At 65.9% G+C, this 24,891-nt stretch carries 27 protein-coding genes; 17 read left to right on the top strand and 10 right to left on the bottom strand.

The annotated features are described in order from the left end of the window. Positions 1-27 precede the first annotated feature (27 nt). Genes BKY59_RS08970 through BKY59_RS08980 form a run of 3 tightly spaced genes read right to left on the bottom strand, consistent with a single transcriptional unit; the run spans position 28 to position 4,190 of the window. On the bottom strand, positions 28-1,683 hold the full coding sequence (locus tag BKY59_RS08970) for a SulP family inorganic anion transporter (protein ID WP_076070768.1): 1,656 nt from the start codon (positions 1,681-1,683) through the stop codon (positions 28-30). 42 nt (positions 1,684-1,725) lie between these two features. Then, entirely contained in the window at positions 1,726-3,108 is a 1,383-nt protein-coding gene (locus tag BKY59_RS08975; protein ID WP_076070770.1) for an NAD-dependent succinate-semialdehyde dehydrogenase, read from the bottom strand. 44 nt (positions 3,109-3,152) lie between these two features. Next, the gene (locus BKY59_RS08980) at positions 3,153-4,190 is read right to left on the bottom strand and encodes a zinc-dependent alcohol dehydrogenase family protein (RefSeq protein WP_076070772.1); all 1,038 of its coding nucleotides are present in this window, start codon (positions 4,188-4,190) and stop codon (positions 3,153-3,155) included. A 234-nt stretch (positions 4,191-4,424) separates the two neighbouring features. Here BKY59_RS08980 and BKY59_RS17670 point away from each other — a divergent pair, with 234 nt between their 5' ends. The 3 genes from BKY59_RS17670 (at position 4,425) to BKY59_RS08995 (ending at position 7,325) form a co-directional block, all read left to right on the top strand. Then, positions 4,425-4,997, top strand: coding sequence for a hypothetical protein (locus BKY59_RS17670; protein ID WP_076070773.1), 573 nt, complete (start codon positions 4,425-4,427; stop codon positions 4,995-4,997). Positions 4,998-5,073: 76 nt separating this feature from the next. Further along, positions 5,074-5,883 (top strand): universal stress protein, encoded by an 810-nt coding sequence (locus BKY59_RS08990; protein ID WP_076070775.1) that lies wholly within the window; start codon positions 5,074-5,076, stop codon positions 5,881-5,883. Between the two features lie 155 nt (positions 5,884-6,038). Continuing rightward, positions 6,039-7,325 (top strand): glycoside hydrolase family 130 protein, encoded by a 1,287-nt coding sequence (locus BKY59_RS08995; protein WP_240500038.1) that lies wholly within the window; start codon positions 6,039-6,041, stop codon positions 7,323-7,325. Between the two features lie 41 nt (positions 7,326-7,366). On the opposite strand, the gene BKY59_RS09000 is transcribed toward BKY59_RS08995, so the two are convergent. Further along, a complete protein-coding gene (locus tag BKY59_RS09000) occupies positions 7,367-10,033 on the bottom strand; it encodes a cation-translocating P-type ATPase (RefSeq protein WP_083672004.1) in 2,667 nt (888 codons plus the stop codon). Further along, positions 10,030-10,185 (bottom strand): hypothetical protein, encoded by a 156-nt coding sequence (locus BKY59_RS17675; protein WP_165374820.1) that lies wholly within the window; start codon positions 10,183-10,185, stop codon positions 10,030-10,032. Before BKY59_RS17675 ends, BKY59_RS09000 begins: the two co-directional genes overlap by 4 nt. Positions 10,186-10,423: 238 nt before the next feature. On the opposite strand from BKY59_RS17675, the gene BKY59_RS09005 reads away from it, so the two are divergent. From BKY59_RS09005 to BKY59_RS09035, 7 genes are all read left to right on the top strand, one after another. After that, the gene (locus BKY59_RS09005) at positions 10,424-10,990 is read left to right on the top strand and encodes a GNAT family N-acetyltransferase (protein WP_076070776.1); all 567 of its coding nucleotides are present in this window, start codon (positions 10,424-10,426) and stop codon (positions 10,988-10,990) included. Positions 10,991-11,188: 198 nt separating this feature from the next. Further along, entirely contained in the window at positions 11,189-11,911 is a 723-nt protein-coding gene (locus BKY59_RS09010; RefSeq protein WP_076070778.1) for an alternative oxidase, read from the top strand. A 97-nt stretch (positions 11,912-12,008) separates the two neighbouring features. Then, positions 12,009-12,449 carry a CBS domain-containing protein gene (locus BKY59_RS09015; protein ID WP_076070780.1) on the top strand — a complete coding sequence of 147 codons (441 nt, stop codon included), beginning with the start codon at positions 12,009-12,011 and terminating at the stop codon, positions 12,447-12,449. 41 nt (positions 12,450-12,490) lie between these two features. After that, the gene (locus BKY59_RS09020) at positions 12,491-12,841 is read left to right on the top strand and encodes a hypothetical protein (RefSeq protein WP_076070822.1); all 351 of its coding nucleotides are present in this window, start codon (positions 12,491-12,493) and stop codon (positions 12,839-12,841) included. 95 nt (positions 12,842-12,936) lie between these two features. Then, on the top strand, positions 12,937-13,344 hold the full coding sequence (locus BKY59_RS09025) for a group III truncated hemoglobin (protein WP_076070782.1): 408 nt from the start codon (positions 12,937-12,939) through the stop codon (positions 13,342-13,344). Positions 13,345-13,369: 25 nt separating this feature from the next. Beyond that, a complete protein-coding gene (locus BKY59_RS09030; RefSeq protein ID WP_076070784.1) occupies positions 13,370-13,819 on the top strand; it encodes a globin domain-containing protein in 450 nt (149 codons plus the stop codon). After that, positions 13,816-14,112 (top strand): TehB family protein, encoded by a 297-nt coding sequence (locus tag BKY59_RS09035; protein ID WP_076070785.1) that lies wholly within the window; start codon positions 13,816-13,818, stop codon positions 14,110-14,112. Before BKY59_RS09030 ends, BKY59_RS09035 begins: the two co-directional genes overlap by 4 nt. A 107-nt stretch (positions 14,113-14,219) precedes the next feature. Here BKY59_RS09035 and BKY59_RS09040 read toward each other — a convergent pair whose 3' ends face one another. Together BKY59_RS09040 and BKY59_RS09045 are read right to left on the bottom strand one after the other, a co-directional pair. Then, entirely contained in the window at positions 14,220-15,200 is a 981-nt protein-coding gene (locus BKY59_RS09040) for a L,D-transpeptidase (protein ID WP_240500039.1), read from the bottom strand. 145 nt (positions 15,201-15,345) lie between these two features. After that, positions 15,346-16,041: a VIT1/CCC1 transporter family protein gene (locus tag BKY59_RS09045; protein ID WP_076070826.1), complete on the bottom strand. Its 696-nt coding sequence runs from the start codon at positions 16,039-16,041 to the stop codon at positions 15,346-15,348. 278 nt (positions 16,042-16,319) lie between these two features. Here BKY59_RS09045 and BKY59_RS18230 point away from each other — a divergent pair, with 278 nt between their 5' ends. The 7 genes from BKY59_RS18230 (at position 16,320) to BKY59_RS09075 (ending at position 22,545) form a co-directional block, all read left to right on the top strand. Further along, positions 16,320-16,451, top strand: coding sequence for a hypothetical protein (locus BKY59_RS18230; RefSeq protein WP_276205497.1), 132 nt, complete (start codon positions 16,320-16,322; stop codon positions 16,449-16,451). 124 nt (positions 16,452-16,575) lie between these two features. Next, positions 16,576-18,093: a PAS domain-containing sensor histidine kinase gene (locus BKY59_RS09050; RefSeq protein WP_240500040.1), complete on the top strand. Its 1,518-nt coding sequence runs from the start codon at positions 16,576-16,578 to the stop codon at positions 18,091-18,093. Continuing rightward, the gene (locus BKY59_RS09055) at positions 18,086-18,742 is read left to right on the top strand and encodes a response regulator transcription factor (protein WP_076070787.1); all 657 of its coding nucleotides are present in this window, start codon (positions 18,086-18,088) and stop codon (positions 18,740-18,742) included. Before BKY59_RS09050 ends, BKY59_RS09055 begins: the two co-directional genes overlap by 8 nt. A 27-nt stretch (positions 18,743-18,769) precedes the next feature. Continuing rightward, positions 18,770-19,213: a response regulator gene (locus BKY59_RS09060; protein ID WP_129586313.1), complete on the top strand. Its 444-nt coding sequence runs from the start codon at positions 18,770-18,772 to the stop codon at positions 19,211-19,213. A gap of 107 nt (positions 19,214-19,320) precedes the next feature. Then, positions 19,321-20,976: an oleate hydratase gene (locus tag BKY59_RS09065; RefSeq protein ID WP_076070791.1), complete on the top strand. Its 1,656-nt coding sequence runs from the start codon at positions 19,321-19,323 to the stop codon at positions 20,974-20,976. 65 nt (positions 20,977-21,041) lie between these two features. Further along, a complete protein-coding gene (locus tag BKY59_RS09070; RefSeq protein WP_076070831.1) occupies positions 21,042-21,440 on the top strand; it encodes a low affinity iron permease family protein in 399 nt (132 codons plus the stop codon). A gap of 28 nt (positions 21,441-21,468) precedes the next feature. Then, positions 21,469-22,545 carry an Acg family FMN-binding oxidoreductase gene (locus BKY59_RS09075; RefSeq protein ID WP_076070793.1) on the top strand — a complete coding sequence of 359 codons (1,077 nt, stop codon included), beginning with the start codon at positions 21,469-21,471 and terminating at the stop codon, positions 22,543-22,545. A gap of 396 nt (positions 22,546-22,941) precedes the next feature. On the opposite strand, the gene BKY59_RS09080 is transcribed toward BKY59_RS09075, so the two are convergent. The 3 genes from BKY59_RS09080 to BKY59_RS09090 all read right to left on the bottom strand — a co-directional run bounded on the left by BKY59_RS09080 (position 22,942) and on the right by BKY59_RS09090 (position 24,854). Next, positions 22,942-23,520, bottom strand: a complete 579-nt coding sequence (locus BKY59_RS09080; RefSeq protein ID WP_129586314.1) for a hypothetical protein — start codon at positions 23,518-23,520, stop codon at positions 22,942-22,944. Positions 23,521-23,634: 114 nt separating this feature from the next. After that, positions 23,635-24,717 carry an acetate/propionate family kinase gene (locus BKY59_RS09085; protein ID WP_240500041.1) on the bottom strand — a complete coding sequence of 361 codons (1,083 nt, stop codon included), beginning with the start codon at positions 24,715-24,717 and terminating at the stop codon, positions 23,635-23,637. Further along, positions 24,714-24,854, bottom strand: coding sequence for a hypothetical protein (locus BKY59_RS09090; protein WP_420822089.1), 141 nt, complete (start codon positions 24,852-24,854; stop codon positions 24,714-24,716). The genes BKY59_RS09085 and BKY59_RS09090 overlap by 4 nt, the downstream gene beginning before the upstream one ends. Between the last annotated feature and the right edge of the window lie 37 nt (positions 24,855-24,891).

A 24,891-nucleotide genomic window follows, 5' to 3' on the forward strand; every position in this document is an offset into this window, starting at 1 on the left:
GGCGTTCAAGCTGCCAGACCTTGGGCCTCAGCCGATTGCGACCCGAGCCAGCTCCAAGGCCGACGCGAAATCCTCGGCGTGATGCACCCGATCGTCCGACGGACCGAGATGGATGCGAGCAAGCATCTCGGCCGGCTGCGGTTGGACTCCTGATAGGATCACCCGGATGCCCGCTCGCTCCGCCTTGCCGACCAGCCCTTCGAGCGCGGTCGCGCCGGATGCATCGATCATGGGCACCAGCCGCATGCGCAGGATGATCGCGCGGGGTTGCTGACCCATCGCCCGGAACGTGTCCATCAGCCCGCCCACGACCCCGAAGAAGAACGGCCCGCTCATCCGGAATATCTCGACGCCGGGGGGCACCGCGTCGCGTTGATGCAGATCCTCGTCCCCGTCGTCGAAGTCCGTCCCGATGTGCACGGTCGCACTCATCCGGGCCATGAAGATCAACGACGCCAGCGTCACGCCCACGCCGATCGCGACGGTCAGGTCGACCAGCACCGTCAATCCGAAGGTCAGCAGCAGAACGAGGCGGTCGCCGTTCGGCATCCGCAGGTAGCCGAGGAAATGGCGATGCTCGCTCATCCCCCAGGCGACCATGAACAGGATCGCGGCCAGCGCCGCCATCGGGACGAACGCCATCAGCTTCGACCCGAACAGGACGAACAGCAGGATGAAGATCGCGTGTGACATGCCCGCGACCGGCGAGCGCCCGCCCGCCTTGATGTTGGTCGCCGTGCGCGCGATGGCCCCCGTCGCCGGCAGTCCGCCGAACAGCGCAGAGCCGATATTCGCGATACCCTGCCCCACCATCTCCTGGTTCGAACGGTGGCGGAACCCCGTCATGCCGTCGGCGACCACCGCCGACAGGAGGGACTCGATGCCCGCGAGGAACGCGATCGTGAAGGCGGACGGCAGAACCTGGCGGACCTTCTCAACCGTGAAGGCCGGCAGCTGCGGCATCGGCATGCCTGTCGCCATGGTCGGGAACCGCGACCCGATCGTGTCGACCGGCAGCCCGAGCGCCACCACGACGATCGACGCGAGGACCACCGCAACGAGGAAGCCGGGAATGCGTGGCGCGACCCGCCGCAGGACGATGATCGTCGCCAGCGCGCCGCCACCGACCGCGACGGTCAACGGGCTTATGGTCGCGATCTCCGCGAAATAGGCCGCCCATTTGGGAATGAAATCGGCCGGCATCGATGTCATGCGCAGGCCGAGAAAGTCCTTCACCTGTGTCGATGCGATGATGACCGCGATCCCGGCGGTGAACCCGGTCACCACGGGATGCGGGATGAACTTCACCAGGCCGCCGAGCCGCAGATAGCCGGCGGCGGCCAGGATGATGCCGGCGAGCAGCGTCGCAAGCACGAGGCCGTCATAACCATGCTGCGCGATGACGTTGAAGACGATGACGACGAACGCGCCCGTGGGGCCGCCGATCTGCACCCGCGACCCGCCGAGCAGCGAGACGAGCAGGCCGGCGACCACGGCGGTGATCAGCCCCTTGTCGGGCGTGGCACCGCTGGCGATGCCCAATGCCATGGAAAGCGGCAGGGCCACGATCGCGACCGTCAGGCCCGCGACGACGTCCGCCCGCAGCCGGGCCATGCCATAGCCCTCGCGCAGGACCGAGAACAGCTTGGGCGTGAACTCGACCGGGAACCGCTTGAACAGCATCGTCACACTCTCCGGTCGAGCATCCGCTCACATTGGGTCGGGTCAGGCAGGGGCGGCCATCGACGCCGTTCGAACCAGTTTCTTGTTCACGAACTGCTGGATGCCCATGTCGCCGAGTTCCCGGCCATAGCCCGAGTTCTTGATGCCGCCGAAGGGCAGCTCGGCATCGGTCCAGTCGATGTTGTTGATGAACATCATGCCGGTATCGACCCGGCTGGCGACGCGCGCACCGCGGGCGGCGTCGGCGGTCCAGACCGAGCCACCGAGGCCGAAGTCGGAATCGTTGGCCAGCGCGACCGCGGCGTCCTCGTCCTTCACGCGGTAGAACGACGCGACCGGGCCGAAAAATTCGTCGCGGAAGGCAGGATTGCCTGGTGCGATGTCCGTCAGGATGGTCGGCTGCATGAACGCGCCGGGCCGATCAATCCGCTTGCCGCCGGTGACGACCGTGGCGCCGCTGGCAACCGCTATGTCCACCTGCTCGACCAGTTGCGCGATCGCACCTTCGCTGGACAGCGGTCCGAGCGTCGTCGCGGGATCCAGCGGGTCACCGGCCTCCAGTGCCTCCAGCGCGACCTTGAACTTCGCAAGGAAGGCATCGGCAAGCGACTCCACGACGATGAACCGCTTGGCGGCGCAGCAGGTCTGGCCGGTGTTATACATCCGGCCCCATACCGCCCAGGGAATGACGTGATCGAGATCGGCATCGTCGAGCACGATGAACGCATCGCTGCCGCCGAGCTCCATCGACGAGATCTTGAGGTTGCGGCCTGCCCGCGCCGCAATGCTCTGGCCCGCCGCGACGCTGCCGGTCAGCGCGACGCCCTTGATCCGCGGATCGTCGATGATGTGGTTGGACTGGTCATGCGTGATCAGCAGGTTCGTGTAGAGGCCGACCGGCGCACCGGCGTCGATCAACAGCTGCTCGAACGCGAGCGCGCAGCCCGGCACGATCGCGGCATGCTTCACGACCAGCGTGTTGCCCGCCATCAGGTGCGGGCCCGCGATCCGTGCGAGTTGATAGTAGGGGAAGTTCCAGGGCTCGACGCAGAACACGACGCCGATCGGGCTGCTCTCCATATGCGCCGCGCCGACGATCGGATCGAGCTTGGCCGGTGCCAGGAAGCGCTCGGCGTTCTTCGCATAATAACGCAGGATACGCGCGCTGAACGCGACCTCGCCGCGCGCTTCGCCGATCCGCTTGCCCATTTCCAGCGTCATCGTGCGCGCCAGCGCGTCGGCCCGCTCGTCGAGCAGATCGGCGGCGCGGTTAAGGATGACGGCACGGTCGGCAAAGCCGGTGTGGCGCCACGTCTCGAAACACGTCTGCGCCGCGGTCAGCTTCACCTCGACGTCGCTATCGGACAGGTCGGTGAACGTCTCGATGATCGTGCCATCGAACGGATTGAGGCTCTGATAGGTCATGGTGTCGATCCTTTCGGGATCCAGATACTGTGCAAGGGCGACGATCAGGCTTCGATGATGACCTTGAGCGCACCCGTTTCCGCCGCGTTGCCGAACGTGTCGTAGGCCTCGATCATCTGGTCGAACCTGAAGCGGTGGGTGATCAGCAGGGTAGGATCGATCTTCTTCGCGTCCACGATCTTGAGCAGCATCGGCGTGCTGGACGTGTCCACCAGCCGCGTCGTGATCGCGATGTTGCGATCCCACAACGCCTCCAGGTGCAGAGCCACCGGCTTTCCGTGGACGCCCACATTGGCGATCACGCCACCGGGGGCGATGATCTGCTCGCACAGCTCGAACGTCGCCGGCACGCCGACCGCCTCGATCGCGGTGTCGACACCGCGATTGCCGGTCATCGCCATGATCTGCTCGAACGCCGTCCCGTCTGTGCTGTTCACCGTGGCGGTCGCACCGAAGCGCCGGGCGACCTCAAGACGATTGTCGTCGAGATCGACCATGATAATCTCCGCTGGCGAGTAGAATTGCGCGGTGAGGAGTGCCGCCAGACCGATCGGGCCGGACCCCACGATCGCCACGGTGGAACCGGGCTCGACCTTGCCGTTCAGGACACCGCACTCGAAACCGGTCGGCAGGATGTCGCTCAACATCACCAGCGCCTCCTCGTCCGCCCCCTCGGGGATCGGATACAGGCTGGTGTCGGCATGCGGCGTGCGGACATATTCTGCCTGCGTACCATCGATCGTGTTGCCCAGGATCCAGCCGCCGGTCGTGCAGTGCGAAAACATGCTCTTGCGGCAATATTCGCATTTGCCGCAGGCACTGACGCAGGAGATCAGGACCCGGTCGCCGGGCTTGAACGCCGTCACCGCGGTGCCGACGGACTCGATCACTCCGACGCCTTCATGGCCGAGGATGCGCCCCGGCGTGCAGGTCGCCACGTCACCCTTCAGGATGTGCAGGTCGGTCCCGCAGATCGTCGTCCGGGTGATCTTCACGATCGCGTCGGTCGGGTCGCGAAGCTCGGGCTTCGCATGGTCCTCATAGGCCTTCAGGCCCGGTCCCTTGTAGACGAGAGCTTTCATAGATTCTGTCTTTTGCATCCGAGGACGCCCGTCGGCGCATGATCGCCGGCGCGCGGATCCTGGCGGCTGACGCTCAGGATCTGGAACCGCGTCCCTAGACGATCCGGGTGCCGCTCCTGCAGCCTCGGGAACTACGCAGCCAATGCCATGCGGGAAACCACAATAGTCCGAGCATGGTGGAGGTGCGACTGCCGGCTCGAGACAGCGCCTCGATCCGCGCCCGGAACCGACATCATGCACAGCATTTCCGCGATCATCGCCGTATTCGATGACGAAACCCTGGCCGAGGCCGCGGTCGACCGGCTGAGCGACTTGCTTGCCAGCCGAGCGGCGATCACCGTCGCCGGCGTCGATCGCGCTGACTGCGTCCTGCCGATCAATCTCTACAAGGTGGATCAGCGGGTCCGGATCTGGGGGCGTCCGTCCGGCCTTTGGCAGAGGCAATGGCCGATCTTCGCGGACGGCGTCTCACTCCCGTCACCTGGCAGCGGAGCGACTTTCGTTCTCGGATACATGGCATCCGCCGTGATCGCGGCGCTCGATGGCTGGGTGAGCGCCACCGGCGCCGAAGTGTTCGGTTCCGCCCTTGAGGGGATCGGGGTGCCGGCGGACGATGCCACGATGGCGCAGGCCAGTCTTCTGGCGGGCAAAATCATCGTCATGACGAATGCCAGGATCGACAACGGCGTCCTACTCCCGGCGATCGCAGGTGCCGTTGCGATCCGGCTCTACGACGCCGTCTCCGCCGCCCCGGCCATGCCGTCGGCGGATCAGGCCTTCCATGTCGAGATGCACTGCCAGACCTGAGCCGAACCACGTCGCGGTCCCGCGACGGGCGTGCTGCGCCCGACAATTCCGTTCCGCAAAGTCGAAGGATACTCCGATGAAGTCCATTCTCCTGCACGTCTACGACGATGCCGGCTTCGAATCCCGCCTGCAGGCTGCCTTCGATCTCGCCAGAGCCTTCGAAGGCCATATCACCTGCCTCCACGCCACGCCTTATCCCGATTACTTCGCAGCCGATCCCAGCATGGCAAGCGCTTTGCCGGTTGAGCTCTCCCGGCAGATGGAGGAGCGGCGGCTTGCGATGCAGAAGAAGATCGAGGAGCGTCTGCGGCTCGAGATGATCCCTTGGACCTGGGTCCATGTCGATCAGGTGCCGGCCGACAGCCTGATCGGCTTTTCGCCTCTGTCGGACGTCATCGTCCTCAGCCTCGACGACCGGTCCACCGAATATGGAAAGTCCCAGGCACTCGCCGCGACCGTTGCAACCGGCGCGCTGCCGCCCGTCCTGGCGATGCCGGCCTCCGTCCATTCGCTCGATACCAACGCGCCGGTGATCGTCGCCTGGAATGGATCGGCCGAAGCGTCGACAGCGCTTCGAGCCGCCGTGCCGCTTCTCCGGCTCGCGGCCAGCGTGCATCTGGTCGAGATCGCCGAACCCACGGCGTCGCTTCCGGCCGATGCGGGCGCGCGCTATCTGTCGCTTCACGGTATCGAGGCTGAGATCCTGCAGCGTCAGCCAATCGATGGCAGCGTCGGCAAGGCGATCCTGCGCGCCGCGCTCGAAAAGGGGGCCGGGCTGATCGTGTCGGGCGCGTATGGCCACTCGCGGCTCCGCGAGTTCCTGCTCGGCGGGGTCACCCGCTTTTTGCTGACGAACAGCAAGGTTCCGCTTCTCTTCGCGCATTGAGATTGCAAGGGGGGCGTCCCCGCCCCCCTTGCCACTTCGGTTCGCCGCGCCGAGAACGCGGCCGGTCATCCGGCCGGCGGGAGGAACAGGATCATGACAGTCCACTTGCTCGAACAGAAGCGTGCGGCACCAAGCGGTCGAAGGGTCGCCTGATCGTGCGCACTGCCGCCGACTTCGTGACCCATGTCCCGCTGTTTCTCCGCCCCGATCCGTCGCGCATGGTCGTCAGACCTTATGCACCGGGCGCTGACCCCGACCACGCCCGTGCGGTGCGCATCGGTCGCCACATCCTGGACCTCTCGGCCGCGGACGTCGCGCTGGAGCTTGCCCGGGTGACGGAAGACTTCGCCGCCCGCCACCTCGATGTCGCAGACCTCTTTCGACGTCGCTTTCGCGATGTCGCACCGATCGTTCTTGATGGTGTGTCGGCGGGCGGGAACGAGGCGCTGCTGATCGGCGCCTATTTCTCGCAGGAATACACTTACGAGGCCGCTGCGCTCTTCAACCCCAGTATCGTCCCCCACCCCGACCAGACCGGGCTCGCCGGGGGTGCGATCCGGTTCGTGCTGTCCCTGCGCGCGGTCGGCGAAGGTCATGTATCCTCGATCGCGTTCCGCACCGGCGTGCTGGCGCGTGACGGGTCGATCATGATCGACACCCCCGGACCGCAGGCGATCGTTCCCCGGATCGCAAGTTCCAGTCTGGATGCCGCCTCGAATGGATCGATCCGGATGGAACGCGACGACGCCTATGGGCTGTCGGAAACGGTGATCTTTCCATCGACCCCCAACCAGCGCAACGGCATCGAGGATCTAAGGCTGGTCCGGTTCGTCGACGATGATGGGTCGTCGACCTACCTCGGGACCTACACCGCCTACAGCAGCGACGGCATCAACCAGGAGCTGCTGTCTACGCGCGATTTCAGGACGTTCGACATGTCGCCGATGCGGGGCACGGCGGCGCGCGGCAAGGGCATGGCGCTCTTTCCACGTCGGCTCGACGGGCGCTACGCGATGCTCGGACGGCACGATAACGAGACGATCTCGCTGTCCTATTCGAGTTCGCTCTACGACTGGGACGCCGGGGCTGCGATCGTCGCACCCCGCTATCCGTGGGAGTTCGTCCAGATCGGAAATTGCGGCTCGCCGATCGAGATCGCGGAGGGCTGGCTCGTCATCACCCACGGCGTCGGTGCGATGCGCAACTATGCGCTCGGAGCCTGCCTGCTCGACCGTAGGGATCCGAGCAAGTTGCTGTGTCGGCTGGCCGAACCGTTCATCCGGCCCCACGCCGGCGAACGCGCCGGCTACGTCCCGAACGTGACCTACAGCTGCGGGGCGATGGTTCAGGACCGGACGCTGATCCTGCCCTACGCCGTCGCGGACAGCGTGACGACGTTCGCGACCATCCCGCTCGATCAGCTGCTCGCCGCGATGGAATGACGCCTGCCGATCGCGCTGCGAACGGCGGGCGTCCCACGGCACTATCCGACGCGGGGCTCCGCCCGATGATCGCCCTGCCACTTTGCGACGATCAGCTTCGTGACCTCGGTCACCACCAGCGTCGCTGCGGTGGCGGCGGCGCAGAACAGCAGCGTGTGCCGGCTCACCGGCCCGGTGCCCAGCAGTCGCGAGAGCGGTGACCAGAACATCGCGGTCAGTTGCAGGCATAGCGCGGTGCCGACGACCAGCAGAAGCCAGGGGTTCGAGAACAGCGGCTCGCGCCAAATCGGACGACGCTCGCTTCGCATGCACAGCACGTAGACGTTCTGGAACAGGACAACCATCAGCAGCACGCCGTTCTGGATCTCCGCCAAAGGAAGGCCCAGCGTTCGCATGTCATATGCCATGACCAGAGCCAGCACGGTCATCGTCATGGCCGGCGGCATCATGAGCGCGAACGCGCTGCGGTCCAGCAACGGTGTCGCCGGCGATCGCGGCGCCTGCTTCAATTCGTCTCCCTCCCCGCGCCCGAAGCCCAGCATGACGTCCTGTGCGCCGTTGGTGACAAGGTTCAGCCAGAGAAGCTGGACCGCCGTCAGGGGCATCGGGAGGCCCGTCGCGACGGCGCCCAGAAACATCGCGATCTCGGCGATGCTGGTGGTGATCAGGAAGATCACGATCTTGCGGACGTTCGCGTAGGTGACCCGGCCCTCTTCCACGCCCGCGACGATGGAGGCGAAATTGTCGTCCGCCAGCACAAGGTCGGCGGCGTCGCGCGCGACGTCGGTGCCGGCTCGCCCCATCGCTACGCCGATATGGGCGGCATGCAGCGCCGGCGCATCGTTGACACCGTCACCGGTGACGGCGACGAGTTCGCCGCTCTCCGCCAGCAGCTGGACGATGCGCAGCTTCTGGTTCGGCTCGATGCGAGCGAACACGCGACCTGCGAGGATCCGCCGCGTCAACTCGTCAGGCCGGTTGAAGAGATCCGTCATCTGGGCACCCGTCACGACCTGATCCGGCTCGGCCTCTATGCCGAGCTGCCGCGCGATGGTCAGCGCGGTGCCGGGGTGATCGCCCGTCACCATCCGAACCGCGATGCCCGCCTCTCCGCATTCGGCGATCGCGGCGGGGACTTCGGGGCGGATCGGATCGATCAGCCCCACCCAACCCAGCAACGCCAGATGGGCCGGCGCGGATACGTCGCCGGCCGGGGGGACTCCGGCTGGCGAAGCCGCGATCGCCAACACGCGGTAGCCGTCGCGCGCCATCGCCTCCGCAACCTCCACTGCACGCGTATCGATGTCGTCGCACATCGGAAGCACGGTCTCGGGCGCGCCCTTGACGTAGAGCCGATGGCCACCCGCCTCCTCGATCGTGACGCTCGAGAATTTGCGGGCCGGTTCGTAGGGCAGTTCGGCAACACGCCCGGTCGCGTGCAGCTGAACGATGTCCTGCCCGCCCTCGCGCGCCAGCCGCAGCAAGGCGACGTCCACCGTGTCGCCGATGAATTCGCCCTCGACGTCGATCGAGGCCTCGTTGCAGATCGCGGCCGCGCGATACAGATCGGTCAACCGCGCGACGTTCGCCGACCAGTCGCTGCGATCGGACGTCGCACCGTCCGCGAGGATGATCCGTTCGACCGACAGGATGTTCTGGGTCAGCGTGCCCGTCTTGTCGCTGGCGATCATCGTGCAGGCGCCGAGCCCTTCGACAGCCGGAAGCGACCGGACGATGACGTTTCGCCCCGCCATCCGGCGACTGCCCGCTGCCAGGGCAACGGTGACCGCGATCGAGAGCCCCTCCGGGATCGCCGACACGGCCAAAGCGACCGCCAGGATCAGGACCTCGTCGCTTGGTCTGCCCTGCCACAGCAGGATGAGCGCGAACGGGATGATCAGCCCCACCGTCGCGATGCTGATCTGTCGGGCGAGCCGCTCCAGCGAGAGGACCAGCGGGGGCGGTGTCGGTGCCGTCGTGCGCAGCGTCGCGTCGATCGCCCCGAGCTCCGTCGCGCTCCCCGTTGCGACGACGATCCCGGCGCCGCGGCCCTGATCGACCATCGTGCCGGCCAGGATCATCGTCGTGCGATCGCCAAGCGCCGTCTTCGGTGCCAACACGTCGCTCTCGCTTTTCTCGACCGGCACGGACTCGCCACTGAACGTCGACTGGTCGATCAGCAGGTTCCGGCTCGACATGAGCCTGATGTCCGCGGGCACGGACATGCCGCTCTCCACCTCGACGATATCGCCGACCACGACCTGCCGCGCGTCGACCGCCGCGGCGGCCCCGCCGCGCCGGACATTCGCGCTGTGACCGATCATGTGGCGCAGCGCCGTCAGGCTCGCCGCGGCCTTGCCCTCCTGCACCGTGCCGATGACGGAATTGACCAGCAGGACCAGCCCGATGAAGCCCGCGTCGGTCATGTGGCCCAGGCTGAGCGACACGACTGCCGCGGCGACCAGCAGGTAGATCAGCGGACTGTTGAACTGCTTCAGGAAGAGCCGGAGGAGCGACGGCGCATAGGGCGGCGCAAGCTCGTTGAAGCCGTCGCGTTCCAGCCTCAAGGCTGCCTCCTCCACGGTCAGACCATCTGGCGGCGTGCCGGTCGTCGACATCGTGTTCTCGATCGACGTGGCATGCCAATCGCGGCGGTTGACACCCGAACCGGCGCGCGGCGTGCGATCGACCATCTGCTCAGCCATCATGGCAGGAAGTCGGTCGAAACCGGCGCCTGCCGCTGCCCGGCGCGGACGCTACGCAGATGCAGGATCGAACGCCTCTGCGGAACGGAAGCTACCACGTCCGCGGGTCGCCGGTCGGTTGCCGCGGTCGTCGTCGACGCGTTTTCGAAGGTCATGGGAAGATCCACCCTGCAGGAGACGAGGGCGGTCGGATCGCGCCGCGCCTTGATGCTCTGCCGCCTACCCGCAGCAGCAGGACTCAGGCAGCGTCGGAAACTACGCAGATCGGGTTCGACCGGCCCGGGCACCGCATCACCGCGATCCCGTTGCCGGTCTAGGTGGTTCCCGAGGGTTCGGCGGCGGTCTTCCCCGCTGTATCGGTGGGAAAGCCGCCCACCCCTCGAAGGATTGCGCATGATCACGACCATACCGGCCACGGCCCTGCCAAGCGACGCTGCGACCGCCCCTGTCGATGACTGGAGCCGGGATCTGACCACGCAATCGGGCTATGCGTTCCATGTCCGCCCCGCCGACGCCAGCGACGAGACCGGCCTTGCCGCGTTCTTCACGCATGTGACGCCGGAGGATCTGCGTTTCCGGTTCCTGTCCGCCATCAAGACGGTCGGGAAGGATCAGATCGAGCGGCTGACCCATCTCGATCATCGCGGCACCGAGAACTTTCTCGTGTTCGACGCCCTCCACGGTACCATGGTCGCGACGGGGATGCTGGCTGCCGACGCCGCACTCGAAACCGCGGAAGTCGCGATCGTCATCCACCGGGACTTCAAGCATCGTGGTATCGGCTGGACGCTGCTCGAACATATCACGGCGTTCGCCCGGTCGCGCGGGATCAAGACAATCGAATCCCTCGAAAGCCGCGACAATCATCAAGCCATCCAGCTGGAGCGCGAGATGGGCTTCGAGCTGGTCACATGTCCAGGCGATCCAAGCTCCGTCATCGTGCGCCATACGCTGAACTGACACGCAAATGGGTGTCGGGGCGCCAGACCCTCCTGCCGGGTCGGTTTGACGCGCGACTAAGTGGTTTCCGATCCTGCCGTCCGGATCACCTGGACGGTAAGGATTTTCCCAACAGGCAGGGCGGCGGGATCCCCCGTGGGCCGCCTGCGCAGCAACTCGTCCCTCTGGCGGGTCCCTCTGCCATCAAGGACATACGACATGGTCAATTCCGTCCTCACCCCCGATGCCCGCGCGCTCGAAATCGAGCGGGTCGCGGAACCCGTCGTGCATCACATGCCGCACGGCTTCTCCGACCGCTTCGCGCTCGGTTTCACGAAGCTTCTGCGGTTCAGCGCCGACACCTTCTTCGCCAAACGCTACGGCCACCGGGCCATCGTGCTCGAAACCGTCGCGGCCGTGCCCGGCATGGTCGGCGCGATGTTCACCCATCTCAATTGCCTCCGCTGGATGCGCGACGACGAGGGCTGGATCCGCACGCTGATGGAGGAAGCCGAGAACGAGCGCATGCATCTCATGACGTTCATCGAGATCGCCAAGCCGACCTGGTTCGAACGCATGGTCATCCTGGCCGTGCAGGGTGTCTTCCTCGTCGCCTTCTCGATCCTCTACCTGCTCTCGTCGCGGACGGCGCACCGCGTGGTCGGGTACTTTGAGGAGGAAGCCGTGACCAGCTACACGCTGTATCTGCAGGAGATCGACGAAGGCCGCTCACCCAACGTGCCGGCCCCCGCGATTGCCAAGCATTACTGGAAGATGGCGGACGACGCGACGTTGCGCGATGTCGTGCTCGTCGTCCGCGCGGACGAGGCCCACCACCGCGACGTGAACCACGGCTTCGCCAGCAGCCTGGCCGGCGATGCCGAAGTGCGGGATATCGCGCCCTATCCGATCCACGCCACGGAGCTGCGCGCGGCGGCATAGCCCCTGTGGCCCCTGACGTGGCCGCTCGGCGGCGGGGCGACCGCTGGTCGCCCCGCCGCCGAGCGCAACGGCTCACACCCAAGACAGGAAACCGACGATGCTCGTTCAGGGAATGGTCGATGACGCACGTCAGCGTCTCGTCACGATCGGCGACGACCGGCCGCTGATCGAGGCGGCGGGGCTGCTGACGCAAGGTGCCGAGATCCTGGTCGTCGTCGAGGCTTCGGGCCGGATCGTCGGCCTGATCACGAAGAGCGACGTGGTCCGCCAGATGAGCGTCTGCGACGGGGCGCGCTGCCGTTGCGCCGTCTCAACGGTGATGACGCAGTCGGTCGTCACCTGCACCGGTTCGGACAGCTTGCAGGATGTCTCGGATCGCATGAAGCAACGGCATCTCAAGAACATCCCGGTGCTCGATCAGGACAGCCGTCCCATCGCGGTGCTGACCGCCCGATCGATCCTCCGCGTCCTGCTGAGCGATGCGGAATTCGAAGAAGCCCAGCTCGTCGATTACGTCAAAGGCGTCGGATACCGATGATGCGCTCCGACCTACCAGCCAACCTGCACGAGGACGTCGCGATGTCAGGGACAGATCATCCTCCCAGCGCGGCCGAGCTTCGACTACGCGCGCTTTCCCGTTGGGATAACGAAGGCGGGGCGATCGCGACCGCCCCGTCGCGGCACGCGGACGTGGCGCCCCTGTCACCGGCGGAACTCATCCAGCTCCGCATCCGCGTCATCGCGCTCGAAAACATGCTGATCGCAGTGCTTGCAGACGGCACCGACCGTCAGCGCGACGTCGCCCGCGACATTGCCGCCTACATCGCGCCGCGGTCCGGCTTCACGCACCACCCGCTGACGATCGAAGCCAGCCGGCACATGACCGCGCTCGTGGATCGCGCTGTTCACTACCGGACGATCGACAGCTGAACGGCGTTCGCAACGCGTGGCAGAGCAGGGTGCGGGGGGCGTGCGGTCAGCATGGCCGGCTCCGGAATTACCGCTGACCCTTCGGAGGAAGCAAAATGAACGCGCACGGTCTCACCGAGCAGGATCTCACAGGCCTGATCCCGATATTCTACGAACGCGTGCGGACCGACCAACAGTTGTCTCCGATCTTCTCCGCAGCGGTTTCGGACTGGCCGGCCCATCTGGATAAGCTCGTGGACTTCTGGTCGTCCGTCATGCTCGGAAGCGGTCGATACAAGGGCCAGCCGGTCCTCGCCCACCTTCGCCATGCCGACGTCATGACGACGGCGAACTTCGATCGCTGGCTGGCGCTCTGGCAGGACGTCACCACCGAAATGTTGTCCGCCGGCAAGGCAAGCGCGCTCCAGGCCACTGCCCGACGGATCGCGCAGAGCCTCCGCCTCGCCATCCAGTTTCGTCCCGACGACGCCTCGCCCTCGCGTGGCACCCCCTTACCTGCCTGATCAGGCCGACACCGGAAAACGCATCATGTCCAAGCCCCTTTCGCCGCAAACCATGGCACTCGTGAAGGCGACGGCGCCCGCGCTGCAGCAGCATGGTGTCGCGATCACCACGCTCATGTATCAGCGTCTCTTCGTCGATCCCGACATCAAGGCGCTGTTCGACATGGCCGCGCAGGAGTCCGGCGCGCAGCCCCGGCGGCTGGCCGCTGCGATCCTGGCGTTCGCGCAGAACGTCGACAGACTGGACGCGCTGAAGGACGCCCTCGAGCGGATCTCGCAGCGTCACATCGCGACGCATATCCGGTCGGAACACTACCCCGCGGTCGCAGACGCGCTGCTTCCCGCAATCCGGGATATCCTGGGCGACGCCGCCACCGACGCGGTTCTGGCGGCGTGGGCAGAAGCCTACTGGTTCCTGGCCGACATCCTGATCGCCCGGGAACGGGAACTCTATCTCGAAACCGAACCGGCATGACCGCGCCGCCCAACCCGCTCCCGGAAGGCGCGCAGAGCTACAAGCGCACTCCCTCGTTCACCGAGGAAACGGTGCCGGCAGGCCTGCTGAACGATCATGCGACCAAGGATGGCACCTGGGGGCTGATCGAGGTCGAAAGCGGCCGACTGCTCTACCGGGTCATCGACCCCCGCCGCGTGCCCTCCGAGCGCCTCCTGACGCCGGACGACCCGCCTGGGATCGTTGAGCCGACGATCGTTCACAACGTGACACCGGTTGGGCCGGTGTCGTTCCACGTCTCCTTCTGGCGATAGCCGCCGGGTAAGGCGGTGGCTGCACAACGACCCGCGGCAGGCTTTCCCTGGCGCGGGTCTCGGATCAGCTGCGTCGCGTGCTGCGAACCAACTGCGTTCGCAGGATGTCAGGAGCCTTCGGTCTCGATGATCGTCACGGCCGTGCCGGTGCCGGCGCTGGCCAACGTCTCGCGGGTGACCAGCAACGTCGTGCCCGGGGTGAGGACCGTGGCCAGGGCTCGGCGGAACTCCTCTGGCAGTTGACCCTTGGCGCGGTCCGCAACGCTTAGTTCGCCACGCTGCGTTTCGCCCGGCAGCGGCAGGCGAAGCCAATGCTGGCCCTGTGCGTCGATCGCCTGCAAGGTGAACGCCGCGGTCTGTTCGACCGGCCCATCGAGCGCGATCGGGCTTGATCCGATCTCGATGCCGTTGCGCAGGACCACCATCCGCCTGTCACGACCGCTGACGACGATCGAGACCGGGCCCTTCGGCGATCGCGCCGGCTGCCAGACGAACGCGTCCGTCGGTGCGGAAGCACCCCGGCCAGCCTTCAGCAAGGATGGAGCAGCGACCACGACTGGAACGAGCGCGTCCTGCGTGATGACGACGGTGATGCCCGTCCTGGTCAGGCCGAACAGCAGTTTCGCGAAGGCAAGCGGCATGCGGATGCAACCATGCGACGCCGGATAGCCCGGCAGATTGCCGGCATGCATCGCGATCCCGCCCCAGGTCAGCCGCTGCATGAACGGCATGGCGGCATCCTGGTAGAGATTGGACACGTGATCCGCATCCTTCTGCAGGACCGTGAAGACGCCCGTCGGCGTGGTGTGTGTCTCCATGCCGGTGGACACCGTCGACACGCCTATCGCCACCCCGTTGCGATAGGCATAGGCCTTTTGCGTCTTCAGGCTGACGATGATCGTCACCGGTCCTGCCGGGGCGATCTCCGGCACCCAGAGATACTCGCCCGGCTTCAACCCTTCGATCCTGCCATCGGCCACGGCGACCGGCGGCGTCTGCGCGACGACTCCTGCCGACATGAGCGAAGCGGCCATGAGTGCGGGCATCACCCGAAGGCGCAGGAGTTTGCGCGCGGAGAACATGGTCATGGCGGCTGATGTCCTGTGTCACATGCTTGATCGGAGATGTCCCGGCGGGCGGGCAACGGAAGTGCAGACGCCTCTATCGGCCTGCCCGGGACGACATCATCGTCGGAAACTACGCAGTTTCGCCTTTGCGTGATCGCATCGGCGATCAGACCGTCGTGCCGATCAGACCCCCGATGAGGGCGGTGGCGGCCATTGCGAATGCCCCCCAGAAGGTGACGCGCAGAGTTCCGGTCCACACCGAGGCCTTGCCTGCCCACGAGCCCATGGCTCCAAGGAACGCCAGGAACATGAGCGAGGCAACGGCGACGCCGGGGATCAGCAGCCTGACCGGCAGCGCGAAAACTGCAAGCAGCGGCATCGCCGCCCCGACCGTGAAGCTGGCAGCCGAGGCGAATGCCGCCTGGACGGGTCGGGCGCGGGTGCTGACCGACAGGTCGAGTTCGTCGCGGGCATGGGCGCCGAGGGCATCCCGCGCCATGAGCTGCGTCGCGACCACAAGGGCGGTTGCCTCGTCCACACCGCGCGCGACGTAGATCGTCGCCAACTCGGCAAGCTCGCCGGCAGGATCGGCAGCAAGTTCGTCACGTTCGCGGGCAATCTCGGCGTTCTCGGTGTCGGCTTGCGCACTGACCGAAACATATTCCCCTGCGGCCATCGACATCGCGCCGGCAACGAGTCCGGCGGTCCCGGCGATCACAATGTCGGTCGTTCGGCTACCGGCCGCGGCGACACCGAGGATGAGGCTCGCCGTGGAGACGATGCCGTCGTTGGCGCCGAGAACCGCGGCGCGCAGCCAGCCGATGCGATCGACGACATGGCCTTCGCGGTGCCTGCCCGTCATGCCGATCATCCTGGGGTTGTTTTCCGCTCGTCGAGGCTGCGACGCGCCTTCGGCGGTATTGCCGACATTCTTGATATGCATCGATTTTCTCACGGGCGTTCAGCGCTAAGACGGCGACGGCCTCATCGCGTGATGCCCTTCGAAATGACAGGCTCGGAAACTACGCACCCCCAAAACCGTCCAGTACGGCAGAAATAACCACCGACTTGCGTGAAACCACAATATCGATCGAACCGCGCAACGCGCAGGCCGTCCTTGCATCTTGAGGACCGACGATCATGATCAAAGCAATTCGAATCTCTCTTCATCCGCTGAAGGCCATGAACCGGCGGGCTCTGATCGGCGGGGCGGGACTGATGCTGTTGGTCCTGGGACAAGGTGCGATGTCCCTGATGGCGCCGTTCGCCTGACATGGCCCCCGACCCGTTCAGAGGCGTTGGTCTGTTTCGGGTCGTTCATGACTTCCTGCCGCACCTCTCGGAAGGGAAACGACTTGACGCAACCGACTGTCCGCAAACCTGGAGCTTCGCGTCCATGACCGAAACATCGCGCCGGAACGCGGTGATGGCCGAGGAGCTCGGGCTGCTGATCGACGGCGCCCTTGGCTATGCGATCTACATGATGGACCGGGAAGGCCGCGTCACGATCTGGAACCGCGGCGCCGAACGGATGAAGGGCTGGACCGAAACCGAAGTCGTCGGCTGCAACTTCGCGATGTTCTACACGCCCGACGATGTCGCCGCTGGCAAGCCGGCAGGCGATCTACGGCGTGCCGCGGCGCAGGGCCGCATCGAAGAAGAAAGCTGGCGTCTGCGCAAGGACGGATCCGAGTTTCTGGCCAGCGTCACGATCACTGCACTTCGCGACGAAACGGGGGCGCTGCGCGGCTTCGGCAAGGTCAATCGCGACATCACCGATCAAAAGGCGTCCGAGGCGGCGTTGCTGCGGCGCGAGCAGCATCTGCGCTCCATCCTCGCGACCGTCCCGGACGCCATGGTCGTCATCAACGAACAGGGCATCATCGCGTCCTTCAGCCGGGCGGCCGAACAGATGTTCGGATATTCGGCGGCGCAGGTCATCGGACAGGACGTGGGCATTCTGATGCCACCCGAACAACGCGGCGAGCATGGGAATTATCTGCGCGCCTATCTCACCACCGGCATCCCCCACGTAATCGGAACGGTCCGCGCCGCCTCTGCGCGGCGCGCGAACGGCGAGCTCTTCCCGATCGAGATCGCGGTCGGCGAGGCGTCGATGGCCGGCGACCGTATCTTTACCGGCTTCGTGCGCGATCTGACGAACCGTCACGATACCGCCCGGAAGATGAAGGAGCTCCAGTCCGAACTCGTCCATGTTTCCCGAGTCAGTGCGATGGGAACCATGGCCTCAACTCTCGCACACGAGATCAATCAGCCGCTGACGGCGATCGCGGCCTATCTCGAAACCACCCGCGCCATGATCGGCAACAGCGACGATGACATGCTGTCCGAGATCGCTGAAGCCCTCGATCTTGCTGCCGCCCAGTCGCTTCGTGCGGGAACGATCATCCGGCGGCTGCGCACCTTCGTGGACGGGGGCGACACCGGGTTTCAGGTGGAGCGCCTCGATGCCCTTGTGGAGGAAGCGACGAGCCTGGGTCTGCTCGGCGCGCACGAAGCGGGCGTCAAGGTCACGATGACGATCGCCGCCGGTCTGGACCGGGTGCTCGTGGATCGGGTCCAGATCCAGCAGGTCCTCGTCAACCTCATCCGCAACGCGATCCAGTCGATGGCCTGCGTGCCATGCAAGGAACTGACGATCGCGACCGCTCCGGACCGTGCGGGGTGGGTGCGCGTGACCGTCGCGGATACCGGGATCGGGCTCGCACCGGCGATCCGCGATCGGTTGTTCGAGGCGTTCGCGACCACCAAGGAGGATGGGATGGGTCTTGGCCTGTCGATCTGCCGCACGATCGTCGAGGCGCATGGCGGCAAGATCTGGGCGGAGGCGGGTGCGCGCTCCGGAACCGCCTTCCATTTCTGCGTCCCGCTTGCAGGAGACCGAGATGTCTGACCCCACACGCACCGTCCATATCGTCGACGACGACGAGGCCATCCGGCAATCGGTCGGTTTCATGCTGCGCAAGGCCGGGTTCGATGTCGAGACCTACGTCTCAGGTGTCCAGTTCCTGAAACAGGCAAACCGCAGCACACCGGGTTGCGTGCTGCTCGATGTCCGCATGCCGGAAATCGATGGACTGGAGGTCCAGACGCGGCTTGCCGCGCAGGGCATCCTGCTTCCGGTCATCATGCTGACGGGGCACGGCGACGTCACCCTTGCGGTCCGCGCCGTCAAGGCGGGCGCGATCGAGTTTTTGGAAAAGCCGTTCGAACGGACGGCATTGTTGGCCGCGATCGAAGAGGCGTTGCGGCAGGCCGGGCGAAACGACCGTGGCCAGCTTGCCGCCGCCGAAGCGACCGTGCGCCTGGCCGCCCTGACCGCACGGGAACGCGACGTGCTGGACGGCATGGTGGTGGGCCGGCCCAACAAGCTGATCGCCTACGACCTGGACATCGCGACCCGCACCGTCGAGGTTCACCGCGCCAATCTCATGGAGAAACTGTCGGCGCGCAGCCTGTCGGACGTGCTGCGGATCGCTTTTGCCGCCGGGCTCGGCGAAACGGAACCGGCGCAATCGGTGCCGCCATCGTCTTCTACGTAAAGACTACCGACGATCGACCTGCGATCCTTGGGAGAAGCCAAGGATCGAGACATGCAGAATATTATCGAGACGACGTCCGAAGACGCGATCGGGGTGTCCCTGGTCGATGGGGAACCCACCGCCCGCCGTGCCCGACAATTGATGCTGCGTTCCGAGGGCTTCGCCGTGCGTTCCTACCCGACATGCGCCGCCATCCTCGCCGACCCACAGTCGCGGGACTATCCGTGCATCATCCTGGACCTCGAGATGGAGGACATCGGCGGCCTCGATCTGCTGCGGCGGATGCGGGCCAGTGGCTGGCGGGGCAAGGCCCTGCTTCTCGACGGTCCCGGTTCGACCGGCCCGACGGTCCTGGAAGCCGAGCGTTACGGTGACAAGGTCCTCCAGCGCACGGTCGGCGACCGGACGCTCCTGACCGCCATCGCCGCCTCGATCGATCACGACCGAACCGGGCTTACGGTTGAGCGGTAGGTAGTTCCCGACACTGGGTCCCGCACCGGTGGCCGGAGTATCGATATCGCCTGCCTTTCGTCTGACATCCGCTTTCGGGTTTGTCGTCGCGACTTGGAGACACGACGATGACCATCACGCCCGAAGGTGCCGACCATGCGGCGTTCACCCGCCCCGCTCCGCGCGCCGGAGCCAAGGCGTGGCTGGTTGGGGGAGGCATCGCGTCGATGGCCGCTGCCGCCTTCATGATCCGCGACGGCGACATACTGGGTGCCGATATCACGATCCTCGAAGAGACGGACGTGATCGGCGGCAGTCTCGATGGGTCGGGCACCCCCGAGACCGGCTATGTCGTTCGGGGCGGACGCATGCTCGAAAGCAAGTATCTGTGCACTTTCGACCTGTTCTCGTCGATCCCGGCGCTCGACGGCGCACGCACGGTCACGGAAGAGATCTTCGACTGGAACCGGACGATGCAGACGTCCTCCAGGTCGCGGTTCTTCGTCGACGGTGAACGCCGGACAGCACCGGCGTTCGACCTCACGGAGAAGCATATCCTCACGATCGAGCGTCTGGCGCTTCTACCCGAGGTGACGCTCGGGAATGCGACCATTGCCGGTCAGTTCGATCCGTCCTTCTTCGAGACCAACTTCTGGATCATGTGGTGCACGACCTTCGCGTTCCAGCCCTGGCACAGTGCGGTCGAATTCAAACGCTATCTCGTTCGCTTCGCGCACATGATCGGCGGGTTCAACCGGCTGACCGGTATCATGCGGACCGTCTACAATCAGTATGACTCGCTGGTCCGGCCGCTTCACAAATGGCTTGCCGATCACGGCGTCCGGTTCGAAACGGGGGTGCGGGTCGTCGACATCGATTTCGTTCCGGAGGGCGGCGGCGAGGCCGCGTCCTCCATCATCGTCGAGAAGGCGGGCGTTCGCGACTGTATCGAACTCGGCGAGGACGACTTCCTCCTCGTCACGCTCGGGTCCATGACCGAAGCGTCCAGCCTCGGCGCGATGGACGCCGCGCCCGCGCTGAAAGGCAAGTCCGATGGTGGGGCATGGCGGCTCTGGCGGAGGATCGCCGCCGGTCGCCGTGACTTCGGTCGCCCGGCGACCTTCGCCGGTAATATCGATCGTTCCAAATGGGTCTCGTTCACGACCACGCTGACCGATCCGACCTTCCTGAACCTCGTCCGCGACGCGACCGGCAACGTGCCCGGCGAGGGCGGCCTGATCACCTTTCCGCAGTCGAGCTGGCTGGCGTCGATCGTCATCCCCCATCAACCGCATTTCATCGGGCAGCCGGACAGCGTCAGCGTCTTCTGGGGGTATGGCCTGTCGGTCGATGCGATCGGCGACTTCGTCCAGAAGCCGATGTCGGCCTGCACGGGGCGTGAGATCATGACGGAGATCCTCGGCCATCTCGGCATCGTCCGCGACGCCGACACCGTCCTGGCCGCGTCGAACTGCATCCCGTGCATGATGCCGTTCATCACCAGCCAGTTCATGCCAAGAAAGCCTGGCGATCGTCCCCGGGTCGTGCCGCAACATTCGGTCAACTACGCCTTCATCGGACAATATTGCGAGCTGCCGGACGATGTCGTGTTCACGGTGGAATACTCGGTCCGCTCGGCCCAGGCCGCCGTCTCGGAATTGCTTGGCCTGGCTCGAACACCGCCGCCCGTCTACAAGGGAATGTTCGATCCCCGCGTTCTGATCGACGCGTTCGTCGCGCTACACGACCTGGGGGATAGGCCCCCCGAACAGGACGCGGCATGATCGACCCGCAACCGGTAACGGGTCGGCCAGGCCGTGCCGGCCGGTCGACGGACCGGTCCGACCGGATGTTCACTGTCGTCGCGACGCGGTTCGCCGGTGTCGCTGGTCAGCCGATCGCCTTCGTAACCGCCGTCGCGATCATCCTGCTCTGGTCGGTCACTGGACCGCTATTCGGCTACTCCGACACCTGGCAGCTGGTCGTGAACACCGCGACAACGATCGTGACGTTCCTGATGGTGTTCCTGATCCAGAACTCGCAGAACCGGGATGCGGCGGCCATGCAGGCCAAGCTCGACGAGCTGATCCGTGCGGTCGACGCGGCGCGGTCGCAGTTCATCGGCATCGAGCACCTGACCGAGCGCGAGATCGAGAAGGTCCGGTCCGATCTGGAACGCGAATGTCGGGACGCCGACGGCGACCTTTCACCCGCAATCAGCCTCGCGCACCTGCGCGACCGGCTCTGACACCATGCATTTCGCGGAAAGATTCACGATGCCCGATCGACGCGACGTTTTGCTAGGCTCGGCCGCGCTTGCCCTCGGCGGTTTGAGCGGCTGCAGCAGCACGGTCGGCGGCGCCTACGACACCACGATGAGCAGGCTGCGGGCACCGCTCGGACCGACACCCGATCTGCCCGACTTCGTGCGATATGCCACGCTCGCACCGAACGGTCACAACACGCAACCGTGGCGCTTTGCCGCCACACGCGCCGGCGTCGACATCCTGCCGGACCTGTCGCGACGGACACCGGTCGTCGATCCCGACGATCATCATCTGTTCGTCAGTCTCGGATGTGCCGCCGAAAACCTGGCGATCGCGGCATCGGCAAGCGGACGGCCGGCGTCCATCGGCTTCGACCCGTCGGGCAACGGACGCATCGCCATCGGACTGGCCAGCGGCCAATCGCGCGATCTCGCTCTCTGCCGGGCGATCCCGGCACGTCAGTCGACACGTTCTCCCTACGATCGTCGGGCAATCCCGGTCGAAGACCTGAGAAGTCTCGAGCGCGCCGCCGCCGTCCCGGGCGTGTCGGTCCTGTTGATCACCGATCCGCCGGGCCGCGAGCGTGTTCTGGAAACCGTCCTCCACGCGAACGATCTGCAGATGGGTGATCCGGCCTTCATGGCGGAATTGATGCTCTGGCTGCGCTTCAACGAGGCGGCGGCACTCCGCACGGGTGACGGTCTCTACTCGGCCTGTTCCGGCAGTCGGACGTCGCCCACCTGGCTCGGCAAGCGGATGTTTCCGCTGTTCTTCACGAAGGCTTCCGAGACCGAACGCTACACCGAGCAACTCCGATCGTCCTCGGGCATCGCCGTCTTCATCGGCGACCGGGCGGACAGGGATCATTGGGTGCGGGTCGGCCGAAGCTTCGAGCGTTTCGCGCTTCAGGCGACGGTGCTCGGTCTGCGCCACGCGCATGTCAACCAGCCGATCGAGGTGCCCGCGGTGCGCTCCGCCTTCGCCAAGTCGCTCGGTCTCGGTGACGGGCGTCCCGATCTGGTCATCCGGTTCGGCGCCGCACCGGCCTTGCCGATGGCGATGCGACGCGCACCGAAAATTACATAGGGTCCGGACCCGTTCGCAGTCCGAAGGCGGGGGCCGCAGTAAGGGCAGCGCTCGGAAAGAAACGGCCAGCGTGTCGTAGCGGGTGGCGACGCTGCGGGCCCCCGCGACGCGGCAGAAGGCGTCTTCAACAAAGTGAAGCACTCGGTGGCCGAAAATGTCGGGAAGCGCGCTTTCGGGTGGCGACCGGGCTTGACCAGGACGGCGCCAACATCTCGCAAAGAACGGCGCGGTTCATCGGTATCATCGCCCTTCCCAGCATTCGGGTAGCGCATGCAGCCCGCCCGCTGGAATGGGCGGAAGCGTCTTCGACGGCGCTGACGTCGCCGGGTGGCAGCGCCAGCGCCCAATCCACCGATTGGGCTTGAGCCCTACTGCAAGGTCGACGCGCGTTGCAGGTCAGGCCTGAACGCGTGCAACCAAAGCGGCGCGTGTCGCCAGCCGGTCCATCAGATCCGCAGTGTCGATCGTCGTGCCGTCACCCACTTTGGAGACAAGCGGCCTGGCGAACAGCGCCATGTCGTGAATGACCGCGCGCTGATCGTTGGATGCGCCTGCCAACATCGCAACGGTGACATTTTCCAACGCGACCAGTCTCGCCTTCAGCTGCGCGATCTCGCCGTCGGCCATGTCGTGTTCGACGGCATGGCCCACCGTCAGAGTCGGCCCATCATCGGCAGGCAGCGCACTTGCACCGTTATCGAAAGTTGGAGCCCGGGGTCTCGGCAGCGTCCCATCGGTTTGCGGCACCAATCCCGTCCCGATCAAGACCGAAGAGGTCGGCAGGTTCGCGGAGGTGCCGGGGGCGGCGAGGGATGCCAGCCGCTTGCCATAGGCGGCCGCGATACCAGCGTGCGATAGCCGCGCACAGATATCTGTGGAGGCAAGCGCCAGCTCGGTCGATCGCGCGATCCGCCGCGTGCAATAGGCAGCTTCGTTAGCGATAGCGGGCATGGGGAACTCCAACTTGATGCCCAATTGCCGATCACGGACGTGTCCGGGTTTGTGAGCGATAGGCTTCTGCTTAGCGCCCTCCCTCCATCGTGGGGACGGTCGGGTTCTACCTAGTGACGGCAGTCGTTCGGAGACGAATCAACGGCCCTCGACGAGCGCCTGGACATGCCGCGCGATCTGACGCTCCTCACGGGACGGCAACATGATGGCGGCGCGGGTTGCCGTGAAGCCGGAAGCAGGCTCGCCATGATCCAACAGGCACACCCCCGCCCATGCGAGCCCGTCGCAGATGCTGCGGCGGACGGACGGATCATGTTCACCGATCCCGCCGGTGAAGACGATCCTGTCCACCCCGCCGAGCACGACCATCATCGCCGCGATCTGCTTGGCGACCGACCGACAGAACATCGCAACTGCAAGGTCGGCATTCGCGTCCCCCGCCGCGGCGTGCAGTACGCGCATGTCGCCCGACCGCCCGGATACGCCGAGCATGCCGGCGTCCTTGTCGAGGAACCGTTCGAGTTCGTCGGGTCCGCATCCGAGCGTCCGCATCAGGTGGATCAGCACGCCGGGATCCAGGTCGCCCGTTCGCGTGCTCATGACGACGCCCCCCGTCGGCGTCAGGCCCATGCTGGTATCGACCGAGCGCCCCCCGCGTACCGCGGTCACGCTCGCCCCGTTGCCGAGATGCGCGATGATGAGCCGGCCCGGCAGTTGATCGCCCAGCTGATCAACAACGGACTCGCACGAAAGGCCGTGAAAACCGTAGCGGTGGATGCCGTCCGCACGGAGCGCGCGGGGGATCGGCAGGGTCCGGGCGATGGCCGGCATCTCTGCATGGAACGCAGTGTCGAAGCAGGCGATCTGCGGCCGGCCCGGGTAGCGCGCCGCGGCTGCCTCCAGCAGCTTCAAAGCCTGCGGGACATGCAGTGGCGCAAACGGCTCCGCCCGTTCCAGTTCGCGGATCACCGCATCATCGACCAGGCAGTGCTGCAACAGCTTCGGCCCGCCATGCACGATCCGGTGCCCGACCGAGGCGGGCGCCGGCGCACCCGCCTTCGCCAGAGCTGCATCGATCGTCGCGAATGCCGCCGCCCCGTCGGTCGGGTCGACCTGCCCCGCGACCAGTTCGCGAAGGTCGGGTGCCGCCAGGTCGAACGCGGCGAACTTGAGCGACGACGAACCGCTGTTCAGGACCAATGCGATGCGCGGTTCGCTCACGCCGGCCACTTCCATTCGCGCACCTCCGGCATGTCGTCGCCTTGTTCGGCGATGTAGAGCTTGTGCCGTTCCATCGTCGCCCAGTAACGCGCGGTCTCGGCCGGCACCCGCCCCGCCAGCCGCGGGATGCGCTCGATCGCGTCGAGCGCGAGCCGGTAGCGATCGAGATCGTTC

The sequence above is a fragment of the Sphingomonas montana genome (assembly GCF_001956315.1).
Taxonomy (GTDB): Bacteria; Pseudomonadota; Alphaproteobacteria; order Sphingomonadales; family Sphingomonadaceae; genus Sphingomonas_R; species Sphingomonas_R montana.

What these genes read in the sequence shown, in the direction of transcription:
- BKY59_RS08970 (WP_076070768.1), bottom strand. Translation starts at nt 1,683, where the DNA reads ATGCTGTTCAAGCGGTTCCCGGTCGAGTTCACGCCCAAGCTGTTCTCG.
- BKY59_RS08975 (WP_076070770.1), bottom strand. Translation starts at nt 3,108, where the DNA reads ATGACCTATCAGAGCCTCAATCCGTTCGATGGCACGATCATCGAGACG.
- BKY59_RS08980 (WP_076070772.1), bottom strand. Translation starts at nt 4,190, where the DNA reads ATGAAAGCTCTCGTCTACAAGGGACCGGGCCTGAAGGCCTATGAGGAC.
- BKY59_RS17670 (WP_076070773.1), top strand. Translation starts at nt 4,425, where the DNA reads ATGCACAGCATTTCCGCGATCATCGCCGTATTCGATGACGAAACCCTG.
- BKY59_RS08990 (WP_076070775.1), top strand. Translation starts at nt 5,074, where the DNA reads ATGAAGTCCATTCTCCTGCACGTCTACGACGATGCCGGCTTCGAATCC.
- BKY59_RS09000 (WP_083672004.1), bottom strand. Translation starts at nt 10,033, where the DNA reads ATGATGGCTGAGCAGATGGTCGATCGCACGCCGCGCGCCGGTTCGGGT.
- BKY59_RS17675 (WP_165374820.1), bottom strand. Translation starts at nt 10,185, where the DNA reads ATGACCTTCGAAAACGCGTCGACGACGACCGCGGCAACCGACCGGCGA.
- BKY59_RS09005 (WP_076070776.1), top strand. Translation starts at nt 10,424, where the DNA reads ATGATCACGACCATACCGGCCACGGCCCTGCCAAGCGACGCTGCGACC.
- BKY59_RS09010 (WP_076070778.1), top strand. Translation starts at nt 11,189, where the DNA reads ATGGTCAATTCCGTCCTCACCCCCGATGCCCGCGCGCTCGAAATCGAG.
- BKY59_RS09015 (WP_076070780.1), top strand. Translation starts at nt 12,009, where the DNA reads ATGCTCGTTCAGGGAATGGTCGATGACGCACGTCAGCGTCTCGTCACG.
- BKY59_RS09020 (WP_076070822.1), top strand. Translation starts at nt 12,491, where the DNA reads ATGTCAGGGACAGATCATCCTCCCAGCGCGGCCGAGCTTCGACTACGC.
- BKY59_RS09025 (WP_076070782.1), top strand. Translation starts at nt 12,937, where the DNA reads ATGAACGCGCACGGTCTCACCGAGCAGGATCTCACAGGCCTGATCCCG.
- BKY59_RS09030 (WP_076070784.1), top strand. Translation starts at nt 13,370, where the DNA reads ATGTCCAAGCCCCTTTCGCCGCAAACCATGGCACTCGTGAAGGCGACG.
- BKY59_RS09035 (WP_076070785.1), top strand. Translation starts at nt 13,816, where the DNA reads ATGACCGCGCCGCCCAACCCGCTCCCGGAAGGCGCGCAGAGCTACAAG.
- BKY59_RS09040 (WP_240500039.1), bottom strand. Translation starts at nt 15,200, where the DNA reads ATGACCATGTTCTCCGCGCGCAAACTCCTGCGCCTTCGGGTGATGCCC.
- BKY59_RS09045 (WP_076070826.1), bottom strand. Translation starts at nt 16,041, where the DNA reads ATGACGGGCAGGCACCGCGAAGGCCATGTCGTCGATCGCATCGGCTGG.
- BKY59_RS18230 (WP_276205497.1), top strand. Translation starts at nt 16,320, where the DNA reads ATGATCAAAGCAATTCGAATCTCTCTTCATCCGCTGAAGGCCATGAAC.
- BKY59_RS09050 (WP_240500040.1), top strand. Translation starts at nt 16,576, where the DNA reads ATGACCGAAACATCGCGCCGGAACGCGGTGATGGCCGAGGAGCTCGGG.
- BKY59_RS09055 (WP_076070787.1), top strand. Translation starts at nt 18,086, where the DNA reads ATGTCTGACCCCACACGCACCGTCCATATCGTCGACGACGACGAGGCC.
- BKY59_RS09065 (WP_076070791.1), top strand. Translation starts at nt 19,321, where the DNA reads ATGACCATCACGCCCGAAGGTGCCGACCATGCGGCGTTCACCCGCCCC.
- BKY59_RS09070 (WP_076070831.1), top strand. Translation starts at nt 21,042, where the DNA reads ATGTTCACTGTCGTCGCGACGCGGTTCGCCGGTGTCGCTGGTCAGCCG.
- BKY59_RS09075 (WP_076070793.1), top strand. Translation starts at nt 21,469, where the DNA reads ATGCCCGATCGACGCGACGTTTTGCTAGGCTCGGCCGCGCTTGCCCTC.